Origin of the sequence: Proteiniclasticum ruminis DSM 24773, assembly GCF_000701905.1 — a bacterium.
GTDB lineage: Bacteria > Bacillota > Clostridia > Clostridiales > Clostridiaceae > Proteiniclasticum > Proteiniclasticum ruminis.
Genome location: NZ_JNKC01000008.1, coordinates 94,962 through 114,712 on the forward strand (window position 1 = coordinate 94,962; position 19,751 = coordinate 114,712).

At 45.6% G+C, this 19,751-nt stretch carries 20 protein-coding genes; 18 read left to right on the forward strand and 2 right to left on the reverse strand.

The genetic code is table 11. From position 1 onward, the window contains the following. Positions 1–111 precede the first annotated feature (111 nt). From T487_RS0110510 to T487_RS16460, 3 genes are all read left to right on the forward strand, one after another. Positions 112–2,853 (forward strand): ABC transporter ATP-binding protein/permease, encoded by a 2,742-nt coding sequence (locus T487_RS0110510; protein ID WP_031577028.1) that lies wholly within the window; start codon positions 112–114, stop codon positions 2,851–2,853. Positions 2,854–3,107: 254 nt separating this feature from the next. Next, complete coding sequence (locus T487_RS0110515) at positions 3,108–4,136, forward strand: helix-turn-helix domain-containing protein (RefSeq protein ID WP_207638310.1); 1,029 nt, start codon at positions 3,108–3,110, stop codon at positions 4,134–4,136. 152 nt (positions 4,137–4,288) lie between these two features. Then, positions 4,289–4,438: a hypothetical protein gene (locus T487_RS16460; RefSeq protein ID WP_155953263.1), complete on the forward strand. Its 150-nt coding sequence runs from the start codon at positions 4,289–4,291 to the stop codon at positions 4,436–4,438. Positions 4,439–4,459: 21 nt separating this feature from the next. On the opposite strand, the gene T487_RS16000 is transcribed toward T487_RS16460, so the two are convergent. Continuing rightward, positions 4,460–5,209, reverse strand: coding sequence for an ECF transporter S component (locus T487_RS16000; RefSeq protein ID WP_051651667.1), 750 nt, complete (start codon positions 5,207–5,209; stop codon positions 4,460–4,462). 105 nt (positions 5,210–5,314) lie between these two features. Here T487_RS16000 and pdxR point away from each other — a divergent pair, with 105 nt between their 5' ends. The 9 genes from pdxR (at position 5,315) to T487_RS0110575 (ending at position 11,988) form a co-directional block, all read left to right on the forward strand. Beyond that, positions 5,315–6,709, forward strand: a complete 1,395-nt coding sequence (gene pdxR / locus T487_RS0110530; protein ID WP_051651668.1) for a MocR-like pyridoxine biosynthesis transcription factor PdxR — start codon at positions 5,315–5,317, stop codon at positions 6,707–6,709. 2 nt (positions 6,710–6,711) lie between these two features. Beyond that, on the forward strand, positions 6,712–7,230 hold the full coding sequence (locus T487_RS0110535) for a GNAT family N-acetyltransferase (RefSeq protein ID WP_051651669.1): 519 nt from the start codon (positions 6,712–6,714) through the stop codon (positions 7,228–7,230). A 222-nt stretch (positions 7,231–7,452) separates the two neighbouring features. Next, on the forward strand, positions 7,453–7,953 hold the full coding sequence (locus T487_RS0110540) for a flavodoxin domain-containing protein (RefSeq protein ID WP_242848053.1): 501 nt from the start codon (positions 7,453–7,455) through the stop codon (positions 7,951–7,953). 43 nt (positions 7,954–7,996) lie between these two features. Beyond that, a complete protein-coding gene (locus T487_RS0110545) occupies positions 7,997–8,665 on the forward strand; it encodes a DUF308 domain-containing protein (protein ID WP_031577038.1) in 669 nt (222 codons plus the stop codon). Between the two features lie 49 nt (positions 8,666–8,714). Continuing rightward, the gene (locus tag T487_RS0110550) at positions 8,715–9,842 is read left to right on the forward strand and encodes a DUF5050 domain-containing protein (RefSeq protein ID WP_143004639.1); all 1,128 of its coding nucleotides are present in this window, start codon (positions 8,715–8,717) and stop codon (positions 9,840–9,842) included. A 217-nt stretch (positions 9,843–10,059) separates the two neighbouring features. Next, positions 10,060–11,229, forward strand: a complete 1,170-nt coding sequence (locus T487_RS16710; protein ID WP_081827622.1) for an HD domain-containing protein — start codon at positions 10,060–10,062, stop codon at positions 11,227–11,229. Between the two features lie 49 nt (positions 11,230–11,278). After that, positions 11,279–11,491, forward strand: coding sequence for a hypothetical protein (locus T487_RS0110565; protein ID WP_031577041.1), 213 nt, complete (start codon positions 11,279–11,281; stop codon positions 11,489–11,491). Between the two features lie 51 nt (positions 11,492–11,542). After that, on the forward strand, positions 11,543–11,734 hold the full coding sequence (locus T487_RS0110570; RefSeq protein WP_031577042.1) for a hypothetical protein: 192 nt from the start codon (positions 11,543–11,545) through the stop codon (positions 11,732–11,734). Between the two features lie 62 nt (positions 11,735–11,796). Further along, a complete protein-coding gene (locus T487_RS0110575) occupies positions 11,797–11,988 on the forward strand; it encodes a hypothetical protein (protein ID WP_031577044.1) in 192 nt (63 codons plus the stop codon). 84 nt (positions 11,989–12,072) lie between these two features. On the opposite strand, the gene T487_RS15490 is transcribed toward T487_RS0110575, so the two are convergent. After that, on the reverse strand, positions 12,073–13,038 hold the full coding sequence (locus T487_RS15490) for a DUF1002 domain-containing protein (RefSeq protein WP_031577046.1): 966 nt from the start codon (positions 13,036–13,038) through the stop codon (positions 12,073–12,075). A 199-nt stretch (positions 13,039–13,237) separates the two neighbouring features. On the opposite strand from T487_RS15490, the gene T487_RS0110585 reads away from it, so the two are divergent. From T487_RS0110585 to T487_RS0110610, 6 genes are all read left to right on the forward strand, one after another. Beyond that, on the forward strand, positions 13,238–14,032 hold the full coding sequence (locus T487_RS0110585; RefSeq protein WP_031577048.1) for an HAD family hydrolase: 795 nt from the start codon (positions 13,238–13,240) through the stop codon (positions 14,030–14,032). 19 nt (positions 14,033–14,051) lie between these two features. Continuing rightward, positions 14,052–14,963, forward strand: a complete 912-nt coding sequence (locus tag T487_RS0110590) for an exonuclease domain-containing protein (RefSeq protein WP_031577049.1) — start codon at positions 14,052–14,054, stop codon at positions 14,961–14,963. 350 nt (positions 14,964–15,313) lie between these two features. Further along, positions 15,314–15,943 (forward strand): sugar O-acetyltransferase, encoded by a 630-nt coding sequence (locus tag T487_RS0110595; protein ID WP_031577051.1) that lies wholly within the window; start codon positions 15,314–15,316, stop codon positions 15,941–15,943. 136 nt (positions 15,944–16,079) lie between these two features. Beyond that, positions 16,080–17,012: a tocopherol cyclase family protein gene (locus tag T487_RS0110600; protein WP_031577053.1), complete on the forward strand. Its 933-nt coding sequence runs from the start codon at positions 16,080–16,082 to the stop codon at positions 17,010–17,012. A 58-nt stretch (positions 17,013–17,070) separates the two neighbouring features. Next, complete coding sequence (locus T487_RS0110605; protein ID WP_031577055.1) at positions 17,071–17,505, forward strand: DUF1801 domain-containing protein; 435 nt, start codon at positions 17,071–17,073, stop codon at positions 17,503–17,505. 419 nt (positions 17,506–17,924) lie between these two features. Further along, complete coding sequence (locus tag T487_RS0110610; RefSeq protein WP_031577057.1) at positions 17,925–19,664, forward strand: methyl-accepting chemotaxis protein; 1,740 nt, start codon at positions 17,925–17,927, stop codon at positions 19,662–19,664. Positions 19,665–19,751 lie beyond the last annotated feature (87 nt).

A 19,751-nucleotide genomic window follows, 5' to 3' on the forward strand; every position in this document is an offset into this window, starting at 1 on the left:
ATTCTGGAAGAAAATATTGAAAAAAAGTAAGTGATACGTTTTCAGTTTATTCTCAGTTTTTCTAAGGGCAGTAGAATAACAGTCGTTAGATCAAAAGAAGGAGACAAACATATGCTGCAGATTAAAAACATCAGTAAAAAGTATCAGACAGGAGACCTCATTCAGACTGCTCTGGACGGAGTGAGCCTGAACCTGAGAGACAATGAGTTCGTGGCCATCCTGGGTCCCAGTGGATCTGGAAAGACCACGCTCCTTAACATCATCGGAGGGCTGGACCGCTATGACAGCGGAGACCTCATCATAAATGCCATCTCCACCAAGAAGTATAAAGACAGTGACTGGGATTCCTACAGAAACCATACCATCGGTTTTGTGTTCCAGAGCTATAATCTCATCCCCCACCAGAGCATCCTCTCCAATGTAGAGCTGGCCTTGACCATTTCCGGCATCTCCAGAAAAGAGAGAAAAAACAGAGCCAAAAAAGCACTGGAAGAAGTGGGACTTGGTGAGCAGATCCATAAGAAGCCGAACCAGATGTCCGGCGGACAGATGCAAAGAGTGGCCATCGCAAGAGCCCTTGTGAACAACCCGGACATTCTTCTGGCCGATGAGCCCACAGGCGCACTGGACACAGAAACCAGTGTCCAGGTCATGGAGCTGTTAAAAGAAGTGGCAAAAAACAGACTGGTGGTCATGGTGACCCACAATCCGGAGCTTGCAGAGGAGTATGCCACAAGAACAGTCAGATTACGGGACGGAAGGGTTGTGGATGATACAGACCCCTATGAAGTGGAAGCGGATTCTTTAAAAGAAGCCGAGCATAAGAACATGGGAAAAGCCTCCATGAGCTTTATGACCTCTCTTTCTTTGTCCTTCAACAACCTGAAGACAAAGAAGGGAAGAACCATCCTTACAGCCTTTGCAGGATCCATCGGAATCATCGGCATTGCGCTGATTCTATCCCTCTCCACTGGCGTGAATCAGTATATTGAGGACATCCAGAAGAGCACCATGGCTTCCTATCCCATCACCATCGAAGAGAGGACCTTTGATCTCAGCACTGTCATTGCAGAGACCCCAGCCCCAGGGTTTGCTGAAGAAGAGGCAGACCATGCTCTGGACGGCGTCTATGTCAACGGCTCTGATTTGGAGCAGGCTTCCAAGGTTCAGACCAACTACAATGAGAACAATCTCACGGAGTTCAAAAAGTATCTGGATCAAGACGACAGTGAGATCCATGAATATGTGGGTGAAAATGGCATCATCTACAGCTATAATACGAACTTCAGTATCTTCACAAGAGACAGTGAAGAGGCTCTGGTGAATACCGACGGCAGCACACTGGAGGACAAAGAAGAAAGTACCGGAAGACCTGGCGGTGGGATGTTTGGTGGAAATCTCATGGGCGCAAGCGCAGGAAACTTTACTGAGCTTCTTCCTGGAGTGAATGGAGAGGGCATCAGCACTGCCATTACAGACACTTACGATGTGGTGGCGGGAGACTGGCCGAAAGAGTTCAATGAGATGGTGCTGGCTCTGGATAAAAACAGTGAGATTTCAGCCACCAAGCTCTATGAGATCGGCGTACTGCCCACCTCTGAATACAAAGAAATCATGGATCAGATGGAAAATGGTGAGGAAGTCACCATCGAAAACAGAAAGATTGATTATGAGGAAATCATGAATCAGTCCTTCTATCTGCTGCCTGCAGTGGATACCTTTGTGAAAGAGGAGAATGGTCAGTACCGTCAGCAAACTGAATCAGCTGGACTGGAGAATCTTCTGGAAAATGCAGTGGAAATGAAAGTCAGCGGCATCATCAGGCTGAAAAAAGACGCGGAGTACGCCTTTGTCAGTGGCGTCTTTGGCTATACTCAGGCTCTTACAGACTATCTCATCGACTATACAAATGGCTCAGAGATTGTAAAAGAGCAGGAAGCTTCTAAAGAGATCAATGTGCTCACTGGTGTGAGCTTTGCGCCCGCTGATGATGAAGCGAAGATTGAGGATGCGAAAACCTATCTTGCCACCTTAGGTGTTACAGAGAAAGCAAATCTTTTCCGGACCATCCTGGCCAGCGGCCAGGGCAGCGCACCTGGAGGCGGAAATGGTATGCCAGGGGCACCAGGACAGAGCGGGGAAATGGGAGAAGTGGAGCTGGCAGCCATGTTTGACAGCTATCTCCAGGACCCTGAGGATGAGACCATTCTAACCATCTATGACAATTATATTTCCCCAGGAAGCTATGAGGAAAACATGGAGAAATTTGGTGTGGTAAGTCTGGATGCTCCGTCTGCCATCAACATCTATGCGGACAGCTTTGATGCCAAGGACAGAATCTCTGAAGCCATCGAAAACTACAATGGCACTGTGGCGGAAGAAAATAAGATTGTCTACACCGATTATGTGGCCATTCTGATGTCTTCTGTCACCACCATCATCAATGTCATTACCTATGTGCTCATTGCATTTGTGGCAGTATCTCTTGTGGTGTCTTCCATCATGATTGGGATCATCACCTATATCTCCGTACTGGAAAGGACCAAGGAGATCGGAATTCTTCGAGCCATTGGTGCTTCCAAGAAGAACATCTCTCAGGTGTTCAATGCGGAAACCTTCATCATTGGGATCATCACTGGATTCATTGGAGTAGGGGTAACGCTTCTTCTTCTGATTCCAGGAAATGCGGTGATTCATGTCATGACGGGCCTTGATACTGTGAATGCGGTGCTTCCACCAGTGAGCGGAATGGTACTCATCGTGCTCAGTATTCTTCTTACCGTACTCGGCGGACTTCTGCCAGCAAAGAAAGCAGCGAAGCAGGACCCTGTGGTTGCGTTGAGAACAGAATAAAAAAGAAGCAGCAGGTAATAAAAAAATAAAAGAAGCTGATTTTTAATCATGGGCGGGAGTATCGCAGGGTACACCCGCTTTTTGAGTGTTATGAAATATAGTGGAGCGTAAAGAAACCTGGGGCTTAGCTCGCTTCATTCACTGGAATAGTAGTTGATTCATAAGCCTATGAGTTGAATACAGCTCCCTTGTATTTCAGTTTCAATCCAGTATGATGAAGACAGAGAGAAGAAAAGGAAGTGGTTATCGTGAACATGCAGGAAATCATCAGGAAGAAAAGAATGGAAAAGAACCTTTCTCAGAAAGATCTGGCGGAGTATGTCGGGGTCAGCTCTTCTGCAGTGAGCAAGTGGGAAAAGGGCAAGGCTCTGCCTGATGTGACCCTCCTTGGACCCTTGGCAAGACTTCTTAAGGTGTCCTTGGAGGAGCTACTTAGTTTTCAGCGGGAGCTGTCTCCAGAAATGGAAAAAGGATACTTGGAAGAACTTCATAGAAAGCTGAAGGAAGAGCCTTACATGGAAGCAGTCCAGTGGGCAAGGGAGATTCTCCTTTCTTATCCTTCTTCCTATCATCTTATTCTCTGGGTCACGAGCCTTCTGGAGTCCCATACTGTGATGTCCCAGGAGAAAGTGCCTGATGAGAATAAGGACCTATTTGAAAAATGGTATCTGAGGGCTCTTGAGCATGGAGAGGAAAAGGAGAGACTCTTAGCAGCAGAGAGGCTCTATTATTTCTATCTGAGAGACGAAAACTATAAGAAGGCGGAAGAGATGCTTACCTATTTCTCTCAGGAAAATCCCCAGTGGAAGAGAAAAAAGGCGCTGCTGAAAACGAAGACCGGAAACCTGGAGGAAGCCTGGAAAACCTATGAGGAGCTGCTCTTTGCCACCTTCCAGATGGCCAATGAGACTTTTCAGGAAATGACCGTTCTGGCCATGAAGAAAGAGGATATGGATCGGGCTAAGCTTCTTATAGAGAAGCAGACGGCCCTTGCCAAAGCCTTTGACATGGGGCTTTATTATGAGGCGTCACCAAGGCTTGAGCTCGCTGTTTATGAGAAGGATCCGGGTGAAACGAAAAGAGTCGCCGAGGAGATGTTGAAGGGTATAGAGAACCTAGATCACTTTACCCGTTCTCCACTATATGCTCATATGACCTTTAAAGCTTTCAGTCCGGACTTCAAAAAAGAGATGAGAGAGAATCTTCTGGAGGCAGTACAAGATCAGGAGACCTTTGGATATATGGAAAAGGAAGGATGGGAACTAGTTCAGAAAAACTTGTAGGAAGGCTGGAATAAGACAGGGGGTTGATTTGAACCTCAGTACGCAGTGGTTCTGATTGACTTATTCTTACTGATTAAAGTGTAATTACTAATAATCAGAGAGATGATTAGTAAGGATAAATAACATAAATTCATCAGCGAGGTGAGAGGAAAATGAGAGAGAGCAGTACGTTGAGTTCCAGAGAGAGTTCACTCATCCGAGGCTTAGTAGAGAAAGGGATTCTCCAGAATGTTTCTGGTGGTAAATACAGCAGATATGAGCTTGGTCTTGAAGGAGAAAAGGTGCAGAGGTTTCTTCATTAGAGAAACTACTCTGCACCTTTTTTAGGAGCGGTATTGTAGAATTTTTCTTTTCACAGGAGATCTTGAGAGTCCTGCGTTGATGACAAAGGCTAAGATGCCACCGATGCCAAACTGCACAATGTTCCAAGGCACACTGAAAATGGAAGCCAGGAAGTTTCCGTATATGATGCCGGAAGCCACGTAGTAGCCCAGTACCATAACAATGCCTGCCACAATCATACCCACCAGCTGACTGAAAGTGATGCCATAGCGGTCCTTCAGCTTAAAGAGGATGAGAGAAAGAAGGGGGAGGCCGATGGCCACCACAAGGAGCTGGATGTTCAGGTTCTTTACAATCTCTCCTGCCAGAGCGATGCTGGAAGCGCCTTCCACATTTTCCATGATGGTTTCTAAAGTGGTGTTCCCTGCGGTGTAGATAAAGGCAAAGAGGGAACCGATCCATAAAAGGGAAGTCCCCCAGAGCACATGCTTCTGGTTTCTTTTCTCACTGGAGAAGTATCCGACGATAAAGCCCATGAGGCCTTTTATGAGGAGCGTGGGCAGTGCCCAGTGGGCATAGCCCCCAAGAAGGTCTGCCATGGCAGATCCGATGCCTGCAGCCACTGCGCCATGGACAGGTCCCAGAAGAATGCCCCCTAGAAAAATAGCGGTATCTCCTGCATGAATGTATCCATTGGTGAAGGGAATGGGAATTTTGATGACTGATGTTGTGATGAACACAAAAGCCGTCATCAGGGCTGTATAGGTCAAAGTTCTAATGTTGCTTTTCATAGGTACTCCTTCTTCATCTTGTATTCAACTTGAGTATACTTTATAATTGACATCATCAATAGGTACAATTTATGTGATTTCAATAAGGTCAGATGAGGTGAGAGCATGATCGGATATATGATGAAGTTTGAGGAAGGGACGGGTATTCCGAAATATATTCAGCTGTATGAACGGCTGAAAGAGGATATCCTCAAAGGAATTCTGAAAAAAGGAGAAAAGCTCCCTTCTGTAAGGTCGGTTTCTGCGTCCTTAGGCGTAAGCAAGATCACGGTGGAAAATGCCTATACACAGCTTCAGCTGGAAGGGTTTGTGGAAAGTGTGCCCAAAAGCGGATTCTATGTTCAGGACATAGAGAGCACCCTTTGGGATTTTGGTAAGGATCCTGGAGATAAAGAGAAAAAGGGGCATGTGCCGGAAGAAATGCCCCAGGATCGGGCCAGTGAGGGCACTTTCAATTTTCAGGAATGGAAGAAAGCCATTAACCATGTGCTGGAGTATCGGAGCGACTCTCTTTTAAGCGTTGGAGACATTCAGGGAGAGTATGAGCTGCGCCTAGAAATCGCTCGGTTCATCAGCCAGTCGAGAGGCGTTCGGGCAGAGCCCAGTCAGGTAGTGGTAGGGGCAGGGATCCAGGTGCTTTTCAGTCTTCTGGCCTCTTTTCTTCGGACTTCTATCCAGGAGATTGCTTTTGAGTACCCAGGATTTTCCAAAGGCATGTATGTGTTTGAAGACCATGGCTATGAGACCTTGAAGATTCCCATTGAAGATGACGGGTTAAGGATTAAGGACCTGGAAAAGAGTAGAGCAAAAATTGTCTATGTGTCTCCCTCCCATCAGTATCCCACCGGCAGTGTCATGCCCATACGAAAGAGAATGCAGCTGCTCAGCTGGGCGGAAAGGGAGAAAGGCTACATCATTGAAGATGATTATGACAGCATTCTTCGCTATGAAGGATACCCGGTGCCAGCCCTTCAGGGCATATCCACCAGTGACCGCGTGATTTATGCTGGGTCTTTTTCGAAGCTTCTTATTCCGTCTCTTCGCATCAGTTTTCTCATCCTGCCCCATGAGCTTCTTGAGAGCTTCCATATGGTAAGAAATAGATACTCCCAGTCTGTATCTAAAACTGAACAGCTGGCTCTGGCTGAGTACATGAGAGATGGCTCCTTTGAGAGGCACCTTCGAAGAATCCGGATTCTTTACAAGAAAAAGAACCAGATGCTGGTGGAAGCCTTCAAAAAATATCCCACGAAATATTTTGATCTGGTGGGCAAAGAATCCGGACTTCATGTGGTCTTGTCCTTTGCAAAAGAAGTGTCACTGCCAGATATGGTGGAACGGGCGAAAGCGGAAGGCATTGCCTTGGAAGGGGTAGAGGAGTATCAGGACAATAGGATCCTCGTCTTCTCCTACAGCGGCATCAAGGATGAGGAAATGGATGCTGTGGTGAGAAAACTCGTGAAATGCAGTGAGGATGCAGCGAGAAAGGAAGTGGACTGAACATGGATGGAATACTTTTTGAAACGGAAAGGCTCTACTTCAGAGCCCTTCAGAAAGAGGATCTGGACGAGATCATGGAGATCTGGGGAGACGAGGAGGTCATGGCGTGGAGCGGCGGTGCCGGAACCAGAGAGCAGGAGGAACGGTCCCTCTCTTTTTATCAGACCATGCAGAAGGAGAGGGGGTTTTCTCCATACCTTGTGTTTCTAAAGGACACGGATGAAGCCGTGGGCGTCTGCGGATTCAATCCGCCGGTGGAAAGTTTTGATGCGGAGCTTCTTTATCACTTCAAGAAAAGACACTGGGGAAAAGGCTATGCCACAGAGTCCGTCCTTGGAGTGACTCAGTATGCTAAAGATGTTTTGCATTTCAGAAGCATCATTTCTTCTGCAGACCCCAAAAATAAAGCTTCCCAAAAGGTGCTGGAAAAAGCTGGGTACCGGTATATTGGGATGAAGTGGTACGAAGATCTTTCCAAGGAGGAGCCTACCTATGTGTGGGAGAGTGATAAAACAGTATAGAAACAGGGAAGTGCCTTGAAGAGATTCCAGGCACTTTTCTCATAAGAAAAAGTACATGCCAATACCTCATCCTAAAGTGTAAATTTCGTTGCGGGAGAGGCCGCTACGGAGTATGATGATAGTAAGATAACAAAGAATTGATTCTTTGTGAAATCATAAGAAATTCCGTAGAATAGAGCTCAGGACTTGGAGTTTTAGAAGGGGTGAAGCAGCTTGATCATTGTGTATGCGTCAAAAACCGGGTTTACGAAAAAGTATGTGAGGATGCTGTCGGAAAAGCTTGGGATGGATATGGTGGATGTGAAGGAGCTGCCTAAGGTGCCAAAGGAGTCGGAGGTGCTGTATCTAGGCTGGATGAAAGTAGGGAAAGTGCAGGGACTTCAGAAGATGAAGGGACATAAGGTGGTTGCGGTGTGCGGCTCTGGAACAGGCAGAACGGCGGAACCCAGTGAAGAAGAAGTGAGAAAGCGAAATGGCCTTGAGAACACACCGTTCTTCTATCTTCGTGGCGGCTGTAAGCCTCTTCGTGATCTCAAGGGGATGGATAAGATGATGCTTTCGATGTTTGTGAAAGCGCTGAGGCAAACTGCGGAGAAGGATGAACGGCAAAAGGAAGCGGTGGAGATCATTCTTCAGGGCTTTGATGGCGTAAGAGAAGAAAATCTAACTCCGGTTCTGGAATGGATCAATAGAAAATTCTCTTTAACAGACAAAATATCATAGGACATGAGAGGGTGAACTAATCTTTTTGAAGGGAGCCTTGAAAATGTTTGCAGATAAAGTGAAAAATCTCCTTCATTCTTTTGAGAATCCAGTGGTTGTGGATCCAGAGAAATTCCAGGATCCACTAGCAGAAAAGGTCTCATGGCAGGGGATGGGGAAGAATAATCCATCTTCCACGTCCACGGTGCTCTATGAGCGGGAACCAGGAGTCCTTTCTTATAAGCCTTCCATGACAGGCTGGATATTTTCTCTCATTTTCATGCTGACGGGTCTTCTTTCTGTGGTTGTGTACTTTTTTGTTCCCGTCACCGGGAACGCGCCCAAATGGGTCCTTCTCCTGGTTGGTGTTCTTTTCATGGCAGCAGGGGTATTTATTTTCTTCCAGTCTTCCCGGATCATCGCCGTTGATGAGAACCTGGGTCTTTTCTATAGAGGGAAGAAAGCGAAAGCGACGATGAAGTCAGAAGGCAGTCAGAATGCAGTGCCATTTTCAGACATTCACGCACTGCAGCTTCTTCTTCGGATGTCCAGAGTCAAAAGTGCAGACAATAGGCCAGACCGGTTTGTTCCAGTCTATGAACTGAACCTTGTGAAAGCAGACGGAGAAAGAGTGCATGTGATCACCTACAGCCGTCGGGAGAAAGCCAGAGAGGATGCTTTTACGTTAAGTGACAGACTCCATGTACCTGTTTGGGATGGGATTGACGGATAAAATTAAAAAGATTACAGGTATAAAAAGAAAGAGAGAGGATGGTGTTTTTATGAAAAAAATGTGGATGTTCCCTTTTCTGATGGTACTGCTTTTGATTTTTGCAGCTGGCTGTGGCAAGAGTGAACCTGTGGATACACCGGGAAATGAGCCCAAGGAGGAAGAGCCATCTGAAGAAACCCCTTCTGAGAATCCTGAGACGGAGGAGCCTTCAGAGGAAAATCCGGAAGAAGAAAAACCAATAATGCTTTCCCTGGAAGGCTTTGGCAACACCATGTCCAACATCAAAAATGATGGTATGGCAGTCTATGAGGCGCCCTATCTATATCACATGGACCGCATGATTACAGGGAATATTCTTCGGACCAACTTGGAGACGAAGGAATCAGAGGTGCTGGTGGAAGGTCAGTTCAGTTTTCTGAACTATGGAGATGGGACGCTGTTTTTTGCTGGATATTATTATCCAGAGAACGTTTCGGACAATGCGTATGGTATCTTTAGAATGGATGAGAACGGGGATAACTTTCAGCAGATTCATCAAGGCTATATCACTGATCTCCTCCTATTTGACGAATATCTGTATTTCTTCAACAGTGAGAATGAGGGTGGACTTTTCCGGATGAAATATGATGAAACGGAAGAAACCATGCTGGTGAAGGATGTTTACGAAGGATATGCGCTGGTGAATGATATGATCTACTTGAACAACTACCTGGATGGAGCCAGCGAGTCCTATGTGTATAAGCTTCCCCTTACTGGTGGAACACCGGAGAAAGTGGACGAGCAGGATACCTTCGGTACGTATCTTTTTCCTGCCAAGGGATTCATCTTGTACGAGCCAAGGGTGGACGGAAGTAGAGGAATGACAAGATTCAATACGGAGAATGGCCAGTTTTCACAGCTGGATAAAGCAATCAGTGACGTCACAGAGGCAGAAGACTTGATCTATTATTTTTGGTCGGGCCGTCGGCAGGACAATGCAGATCAGGGCATATATAAAAGCAGGGCGGATGGATCCGAAGAAGAACTGCTTCTTCAGGTGGAGATTGCGTTCAGCCTGAACTACGTAAACGGCAAGCTGTATTATCACAACAATGATGAGAAAAGGCGAATTTCGGTGCTGGATCCCGTGACGCTGGAGCAAAGCTTCCTTCCACTGATGGAAGAGATAGCCCCATAGTCTCACAGAATCTCAAAAAGAATCAGGCTGCATGGTGTAAGGGTGCCACGCAGTCTTTTTCTTTGAGATTCTTTTGGTTTCGAAGAATAATCATTGAAAATTCTAAAAAGATAGAGTACCGTAAAAGAGATGAGAAATGGTTCTAGTCTGTCGTTTTAGACGGTCAGGTTCAGTGAAGCAGGAAGGCATGCTGCAAAGCAAAAGGGAGGTGAACGGGATGAAACAGGTCATACATATTTATGGTGCTTCCGGGTCAGGAACTTCTACCCTGGGCAGAGAAATCAGCAAAAGACTCGGATATGTCTTTTTGGATACGGATGATTTTTTCTGGAAAAGAACCAATCCCATGTACAGTGAGAAAATGAGTCCTGAAGAGGCGGTGACAATGATTTTTGAAAAGATCAGAATGCTGGACCAGGTTGTCTTATGTGGATCTCTGGTGGACTGGGGAGATGAACTCATCAAAGAGTTCACCTTGGCAGTGCGCCTGGATACAGAGACGAAAGTCAGGCTTCATAGGATTAAAGAAAGAGAATATGAAAAATTTGGAGCACGTATTCTCCCGGAGGGAGATATGTATGAGCAGCATCTGAGGTTTCTGGAGTGGGCTGGAAAATACGATACTGGAAGCGCCCATATGAGAAGCCGCGAAAAACATGATCAGTGGCAGAAGCTTCTTCCATGCCCTCAGCTGAATCTAAGCGGGGAAGATCCTCTGGAGAAGAATGTGGAGAAGATTGAGGATTTTCTCGCTTTTATGGAGAAGACCGAGGTGATTAAGAAGCTGGTAGAAAGTCATTTTCTAGGGGAAGCATCGGGTCATGATGTCTATCATACCTTAAGGGTTTATCGGAATGCACTAATGCTGGCAAAAGAAACAGACTGCTCTTTGGAGGTGGTGTCTCTAGCGGCTCTTCTTCATGATGTGGATGATGAGAAGCTGTTTCAAAGCAAGGAGCATCAGTTCGCGAAAAAGTTCTTGGGGGAAGCTGGGATCTCCCTGGATCTACAAAAAAGGGTCCTGGAAGCCATCAGCACCGTATCTTTCAAAAACCGCAGAGAGAAAACCCCTTCCACCATAGAAGGAATGGTGGTTCAGGATGCGGACCGCCTGGATGCCTTAGGTGCCATAGGAATAGCGAGAACCTTTGCCTTTGGGGGAAGCCGTGGAAGAGCCATGTATGATCCCACGGAAAAGCCGAATCTTGAGATGACTCCGGAAGAGTACAGAAACAGCCAAGGCACTTCGGTGAATCATTTTTATGAGAAACTGTTTCTTTTGAAGGATCTTATGAACACAGAGACAGCCAAGGAAATGGCCAGAGAGAGGGAAGAGTTCATGCGAAGATTTTTAGAGCAGTTCTATCAGGAATGGAATGGATTCTGAGAAAAGTACTTCTAAGATAAGAATGAATGATGATATTGGAGGATTAGAAATGGAAGAGCTAAAAAAGATTCTGAAAAAATTTGTGGATTCTGGGTGGGACCTGATTTCTGTACCATCCCAAGGATATTTGGTTGGAGAAGTTTCAAGGGAAACTCTCTTGGAAGCTGTAAAGCAGGCCGATGAGGAATGCGGAAGCTGCGGCTGTGAACTAGATCCATTATATAAGAGATGCATGGTTCTTTTGCAAGAACAAAGTGTGTAGTGTGATGCATTTATTTTGAAAAATATGTTGGACAATTGAGGAGGACGAGATATGTTATTTATGTTTATGGGTCCCAGCTGCAGCGGGAAATCCACAGCAGGTGAGATTGCAGGAAAAAGAACCGGTGCTAAGATTTACTCAGGTAAGGATTATCTGAGACTTGCAAAAGCGGAAGGTGAGGCCTGGAGGGTCTTCCAGGAGAGAATGGTAGAAGCTGCTGGCATGGTAAGGAAGAATCTCTGATTTTTGTTTGTACAGATAAGGAGCTTTTTGATCGCATTAGTGTTAAGGAGAACATCTTCACTGTGCGCTTTACGGCAACACTGGAAGATATCAAAAGAAGATTTGCAGAGCGTATGCACGGAAATCTGCCGAAGTCTCTTGAGATGATGCTAGAGAAGCAGATGCATCTTTGGGAAGGCATAGAAGCAAAGCTTCTGGTGAATTCCAGCAGTGAATCTCCAGAGGACGCTGCAGAAAGGATTCTGAGGGCATAATCAACTGATAAATACAGTATATAAAAGTAAAAAGGAAGAAGCTCCGTGCCTCTTCCTTTTTGAATGGAGTTATTGTGGAGTTACTTAACCGAACAGTCCCTTAAAGAAGTTTCCTATAGCTTCCATAATGCTTCTGAAGAATCCTGCAATCCCCGTCTTCACATCCTCATCCAGGTTGTCCCAGGTGGACTTCACGTCATCCAGAAGATTTCCGCCGTTTTCGATGAGATTCTTTCCGAATTCTTTGATGGCTTCTTTCTGAGCCTCTGTAAACTCCAGCTCTCCAAACTTCTTCATGAGCTCGATGAGCTTTTCTTTGTTTTCTTCAGAGAGTATATCGCCCAGGTTGTAGTTGTTGAGGACATTGTTCACGATGTTTGTGATGTTCACCTGATTGATGTCCCCGCCATTCTCCTCTTTCTCTTTCTGAATCTGGGCTTTGATTTCTGCGATGGCAGCATTTAAGAGCTCATCAGAGTATCCATCTTTCCCCTCATTCTCCTCACTGATGTCAGAGGTTTCCTGAAGCTCTTCTTGAGCTACGATAACATTTTCTTCAGGCAGCTCAAAACCTGCATCACTGAAGGCTTTGTACACACCGGCCAATGCACCGGAACCGTCCACGGCTTTTACGGAAGCGATGCGGATGGTGAGATTCACAGCTCCTGCGGTGATGGCCGCATTCTGGTACTGGGCTGGAGTGATTTTTGTGATGGTTTCTGGGGTGACGATCTCCACCCGGACCCCTTCCCCAGTGTCCCCGGGCTTCAGATAAACGGAAGAGTATACCTGATAGTAGTCGTAGCTGTTGTGAAGAATGTCATTGAGTTCATTGATTTTTACGATGATCTCTTTGTTATCCTGCTCTACAGATAGAAGCTCTGCGGTTCTTTCCTTCTCAGATGCCGTGAGGCTTTCTCCATAGGCGAATACCGGGTCTTTCAGTTCGTCGGCCAGGACTTTCTTTGAAGGCATAGCAAAGCTTGAAAGCATGAGGCCTGAGAGAGCTAGAGTCAGTACTGTATTTTTTATCCATTTTCTTTGATTCATCTTCATAGATCTCCTTTCATGAGGGCAGTATCCTATTCTCCCTGAATATATCACAAAGTTCTTGGGAAAGAATGTAGAAACCTTTAAGATTTTTCTTGGTCGTTCTTCAGAACTTTTCATCCTCACCAAAGGATTATTTTCCATGGTAGAATAGAAGAAAGATGAAGTATGAAAGAGAAGATGCGAGGAGAGAGAACGATTGATTAAGCTGATACTGACAGATATGGACGGGACGTTTCTTAATAAAGAAGGAGACTACAACAGAACCCTCTTTAAAGAGGTGAAGCAAAAACTGAAGAAAAAAGGCGTGCACTTTGCCTGCGTCACAGGAAAACAGTGTGAGCGGGTGGAGGAGCTGTTGGAAGACGAGAAAGAAGATGTCTGGATTCTAGGAGACAGTGCCACAAGAATTAAAAAAAATGGGGAAGTGATGTTTGAGTCCCTTATCGAAAACAGTCTGGGAGAGAGGATCCTTGCGAAGCTGGAAGAAGTAGGAGCTCATCAGACGCTGATTCCCTGCACCAATGTGGGAGCTTATCTGAAAGACACTGTTTCGGAATCTGAAGCGCAGATTGTCAGAAACTCCTATCAGACGGTGATTATTGTGAAAGACTTCAAGGAAATCAAAGAGCCTTTTGTGAAAATTACGGTGCATGATCCAAAGGGGAACTGCTATGATACACTGAAAAAAATGGAAGAGTTCCAGGAGGAAGCCTATCTTGTGGCATCGGAGGACACATGGCTTGATATCGCAGCCCACGGTGTTCACAAAGGAACTACGGTGGCAAGACTTCAGGAGATGCTCTCTGTGAGCCGAGAAGAAACCATGGCCTTTGGAGACGGATATAACGATCTGGAACTTCTGGACCGGGCTCATTTTAGCTTTGCCATGAGAAATGCAGTGGATAAGGTCAAGGACCGGGCCAGATTTATCACTGGGAATCATCATGAGGATGCAGTGATGCAGACCATGCTGGATTTTCTGGCCTTATAGATAAAGAGAGGAATAGGATATGGAAAAAAGCAGAAGCATTCGTAGAGCTGGGAAATACATCGAAGATTTTTTAGAGGAGTATGTGGTTTTGGACCTGGAGACCACAGGACTTTCTCCGGTGACCCATGAAATTATTGAAATCGGGGCCATTGCTTTTCGGGGTGGTGTTCAAACAGGAGAGTACTGCACCTTAGTGAGACCTAAGACGAGAATCTCAGGGTTCATTACAAATCTTACTGGTATCAGCAATGACATGGTGAGATTCTCCCCTACCATTGAGGAAGCACTTCCTGGACTTCATGGTTTTCTTGATGGACGTCCAGTTCTTGCCCATAATGCAAGTTTTGATTTAGGTTTTCTGAACGCTGCCTATGAGAGGCACTTTGGCATGCCATTTCCAAATGATTATCTGGATACCATGAGAATCAGCAGAAAACTTTATCCAACCGCAAGGCACAGACTTCAGGATCTGACAGAGAGGTTTGGCATTGAGCGGGATGGTGCGCACCGCTCCATGGCTGACTGCATCATGACTCAGAGAGCTTATGAATGTATGCGGGAACACTGCAGAAGAAATGGCATCGAACTGAAGAAAAAACCAAAACCAAACCGGTTTGGCTCTGGTCTGAACCTGAAGGAACTGAAGAGGCCAGAAAATGAAGTTGATAAAAATCATCCACTGTATGGAAGATGCATCTGCATTACTGGAGCGCTTCTTCGGGAGACCAGGCAGGAGCTTCTACAGAAGGTCGTCAATGTGGGTGGTGTTGCGGTGGATTCTGTGACAAAAAAGACGGAAATTCTCGTTCTTGGGAGTAAGGAAGAATGGACTGCCAGGAAATCCTCAAAGGTGCTGAAAGCTGAAAAAATGATGTCTGAAGGACATCCCATCAGAATTATGTCAGAAGAGGAGCTTTACCGTTTTCTATAAAAAGCCAATAAATTGGAACATCCCCTCATATGGATTCTTTTTTTGAATCTCTTTGAGAGGATGTTTTTATAGATCTTTTCAAAAAGGATATAAAACCATAAAAGTCAGAACATTACTCTTCTTTTTGCATAAAAAAAGAAGAAGTCCTTCCATGGTGAAGGAGCTCGAATGTATTTTCAATGTGCTTGGGATTACTCTATCACTAATGGGAGAGAAATCTTGTTCGTTGGGAACTGTAGCTTTAGATGACTACATCGTACTTAGGTTGAAATAGGAAAACAAGTATGATTATGGCATTAGTTTTCTGATAGAATGATCTTAGGATGAATGAGTAGATGGGAGGAAGTTTCATGGATCATAAAGAAAGAATGCTGCAGGGGTTACCCTACAAGGCCTGGATGGACGGACTTTCAGAGGAAAGAGCAATCTGCAGGGAGAAGATTTACGAAATCAATCATCTGCACCCAAAGGAGTGGACGAGGCTACCGGATCTTCTCAAAAACCTTTTTGGTTCCACAGGAGAAGAGCTACAGGTGAATCCACCCTTCTATTGTGATTATGGCTATAATATCCATGTAGGAGAAAACTTCTACGCAAACTACAATCTCACCATCCTGGATGTGGGGAAAGTCACCATCGGTAAAAATGTGATGTTTGCTCCCCATGTTTCCATCTATACGGCAGGACATCCCCTGCATCAAGAGATGCGAAACACAGGATATGAGTACGGCATTGAAGTAACCATAGGAGACCATGTGTGGGTTGGCGGCAATGTGGTGATTTTACCGGGCGTCACCATTGGAAATAATGTGGTCATTGGGTCCGGCAGCGTCGTCACAAAAGATCTTCCGGACAATGCACTGGCTGCTGGTAACCCCTGTAGAGTGCTGCGCTTCATCACAGAAGAAGACCGGAAGTATTACTTTAGGGACAGGATGTTTGATGAGGAGTCTTTAAAGGATCTGGGTTTAGACCTATAGTCAAAAGAGTACAGTCTGCGGAGCTTCTGCAGGCTGTTTCTATTTCTTTTTGAAATGATATAGATTGTTCATGCCTTTTCCTGGGCCGCTGACTTATAATAAAAGGAACTAGAATGAATGGATAGGAGTGGTTATTTTGGACGTATTTGGACTCATGGTTGGTTTGGATAAAAAAGATGCATTTGAAGGATGGTTCTCCAAGGTGGATGCTAAAGAGGCAGGAATCTTGTTTTCTGTCATCTGGGGCTATACCACCCACGAGAAGACAAAACATGCTTTTCTTCAGTTCACCAGCAGCTTGGATCACGACACGGAATACATCTCCTACCCTATAGAAGAGATGTGGGTGGAGGAGAATCCTTTTGTGCTGCACATTGGAAATAACGTCCTGTCCAAGGAGAAGATGGTTCTGGACTTCGAGATGGATGGAAAGAAGGTTCAAGGCAGCTTCCGTTTTGGAGAACTTTCTCCCATCAGAACTTCCTTTTTAAAACCCGGCATCATGGGGTGGCTCACCCACTTTCCCAATGAATGCAATCATGGCATCATCAGCATGAACCATGAAGTGTCTGGAAACCTTACGGTGGGAGAGGACAGCTTTCTCATATCAGGTGCCAAAGGGTATATGGAGAAAGACTGGGGCACCAGTTTTCCAGAAAACTATGTCTGGGCACAGGCCAATGACTTTGAAGACTCTTCCATCGCTTTCAGTTATGCCACGGTGCCCATGCTGGGAAAATCCGCTAAAGGGTTTTTCCTGGTTCTGCATCATGAAGGAAAAGAGTACCGTTTCAGCTCCATTGAAGGAAGTTTTATGCTGGACTTTAAGGTTCGGGAGGATGCCTTTGTGGCTGTAATCCAAAAAGGGCGCCATAAAGTGGTGCTGAAAGCAAAGCAGCTCAATCCGGTGGCTCTGGCGTCTCCAGACCATGGGGAGATGCGGGCGAAGATCAAGGAGTCATTGGATGGAAGGATGGCACTTCTGCTGTTTAAAGGAAAAGAAAAAATCATTGAGCTTCAGACGGAAAGAGCGTCCATCGACGTGGATTTTGGAGAGAGAGCCGACTAGAAGCGAAAGGATCGAGTATCCTTCCTTGTGAGAAATGAGAAGAGAAAGGGGTAGAAAAATGGCAGGCATCAAAACCAAGAAAACAGAGGAAGATGTGGTGGAGTTCATCCATGCATTTTCAGATACAGAGAAAAAGGCTCAGGATGCTTTGGCTCTGCTGGCTCTTATGGAAGAGTTCACCGGGTGGAAAGCAAAGATGTGGGGATCCAGCATGATTGGTCTTGGACAGTACCACTACAAATCAGACAGAAGCAAGCAGGAAGGGGACTGGCCCATTTTAGGGTTCTCTCCGAGAAAAGCAGCCATTTCCCTCTATGTATATTTTGGAGGAGAAGATCAGGATGCGCTTCTAGAGAAGCTTGGAAAGTTCAAAATGGGGAAAGCCTGCATCTATGTGAAAAAACTGGAGGATATCGATCTTTCGGTGCTGAAGGAGCTCATGGCTTCCACCATGAGAAAAGTGGAAGAAAAGTATCCGGTGGTGAAAGCCTGATCTTTATAATGAATCTTACGTTGAAAGGTACGATGTTTATAGGGAAGGACCACAAATCTGAAAGAAAGAAGTGAAAAGAAGTTTTGCGGTGATGGCGAATGAAATGAATCTGTACAGAGGATCATAGGCACAGGATAGAGACAAAGGGATTCTTCGGAATCCCTTTTGTCTTTGAAAGGAAACTTGGCGATGGGGTGTGGCTCTCCTATAAGAGAGAGCCCAAAAAAGCAAAAGAGAATCATCCTTTCAAAAGAATAATTCTCCATTTTCTTCAAAGAAGTACTTAACAAAATTAAGTTGCACCCGATTAGAAAAGTATAGATATACGATTGATCAAATTAAGTAATTTTAATCAATCACTTGTAAGCATTGATACTATACTAACAAAAACTTGATAAGTACATACAAATGGAGGATTCATGTTTAAAACGATAAGAACCAAGCTCATCACAGTCTCTAGCCTCTTGCTGCTTCTGCCTATTATGATACTGGGGACTGCCAGTTATCTTTCTGCCAAAGAAGAGCTGAACATCAAGGGCGAAGTAATTTTGAAAAACAGTGTGCATCAAGTGAGGCAGCTCATAGAGGTCAAGAAGAAGGAAGTGGAGTGGGGAGAACTGACTTTGGAAGAAGCCAAAGAATCCATCCGACAGATTCTCATGTCTGAAAAGGACAAGGATGGAAAAAGAACCATAAAGAAGGACATTGATCTTGGGGAAAATGGCTACTTCATTGCCTACGACAGTGATGGCACTCTAGTGATGCATCCCAGCCTAGAAGGAGAGAACCTATGGGAGACCACGGATAAATCAGGGTCCGGGATGAAGTTTGCCCAGGAACAGGTAAGAGCAGCCAAGGACGGGGGTGGCTTTGTCACCTATTCCTGGAATCTCCCAGGAAGGGAAGAAGCTGCACCGAAAGTCTCCTATCAGGAATATGACGAAGAGTGGGACTGGATCATTTCTGCAGGAGCCTATGAGATGGATTTTAACGCCGGAGCAGATCATATCCGTACGATCGTGATATATGTTTTCCTTGGGGCTGTACTGTTTGGCGCTATCATCATCATAATCTTATCAAGAAGCATCACAAAGCCTTTGGGAAGAGTTACAGAAAGTCTGGAGAAAATGTCTGAAAATCATCTGGACCTCTCCGAACTTCCCGTCAAAGGGAAAGATGAGACAGCAGTGCTTTCCAGATCCTTCAACAGAGTGCTGCTGAATCTTACGGATCTTGTAGGCACCATGAAAACCAGCGCTTCTTCTGTGACGGATCTGTCCAGCAGCCTGGCAGCAGTGACTACTCAGTCGGAAATGGCACTAAATGAAGTGACACGAACCATTCAGGAAGTGGCTCAGGCTGTTTCTGAAGAGACAGGCATGACAGAGAAAGCTGCAGTGGAAGCTCAGGAACTGGCAGAAAGCATTGAAGAAGTAGCAGAGAAGACAAGGACTGTAGAGAACCTTTCCAAAGAGACTGTGGTCCAGAGCGAAGAAGGTCTGAAGACCGTGAGGAACCTTCTGGAGGTGACAGAAAAATCCGGGGAAGCCACAAAGAAAATCAGTGAAGTGGTTTCTGGTGTCACGGATACCACAGGAAGAATCAAGATCTTTACAGAAACCATCACAGGCATTTCACAGCAGACGAACCTGCTTGCTCTAAACGCCAGCATTGAAGCGGCAAGAGCCGGAGAAGCAGGTAGAGGATTTGCCGTGGTTGCTGAAGAAATCAGAAAGCTTGCAGAGGAATCTTCAAAATCTGTGACGGAAATCCGGGACCTCATTCAGATCATTGAGGAAGGTGCCGTGCAGTCAAAGGTGACCCTAGGAAGTCTTACTTCCGCCATGGAAGAGCAGAATGTCACTGTACAGGGAACGGAAGTTCAGTTTAAAGGCATCATGGCAAGCATCGGGAAAGTGGTGGCTGTGATTTCGGAGATCCAGAAAGAAATGGAGAAGATGACCGGGAAGAAGGAAATCATTGTGGATTCCATGAATGGCATTTCTGCCAGCACAGAAGAGATTTCAGCCAGCACGGAAGAAGTCACGGCCAGCACTGAGGAGCAGCTGGCTGGGGTGGAAGAAATCAATTTACAGACGGAGAAACTGAACGAGCTGGCGAAGGACCTGGAAAAGCTCATAGGTGTATTTATTCTGTAGCATATGGAAGAGTTGAAGACAGGAAGGGGAAGCTTCCTGTCTTCTTTTGGCTCTTATGATACCGAATCTGTGACTATAGAGACAAAA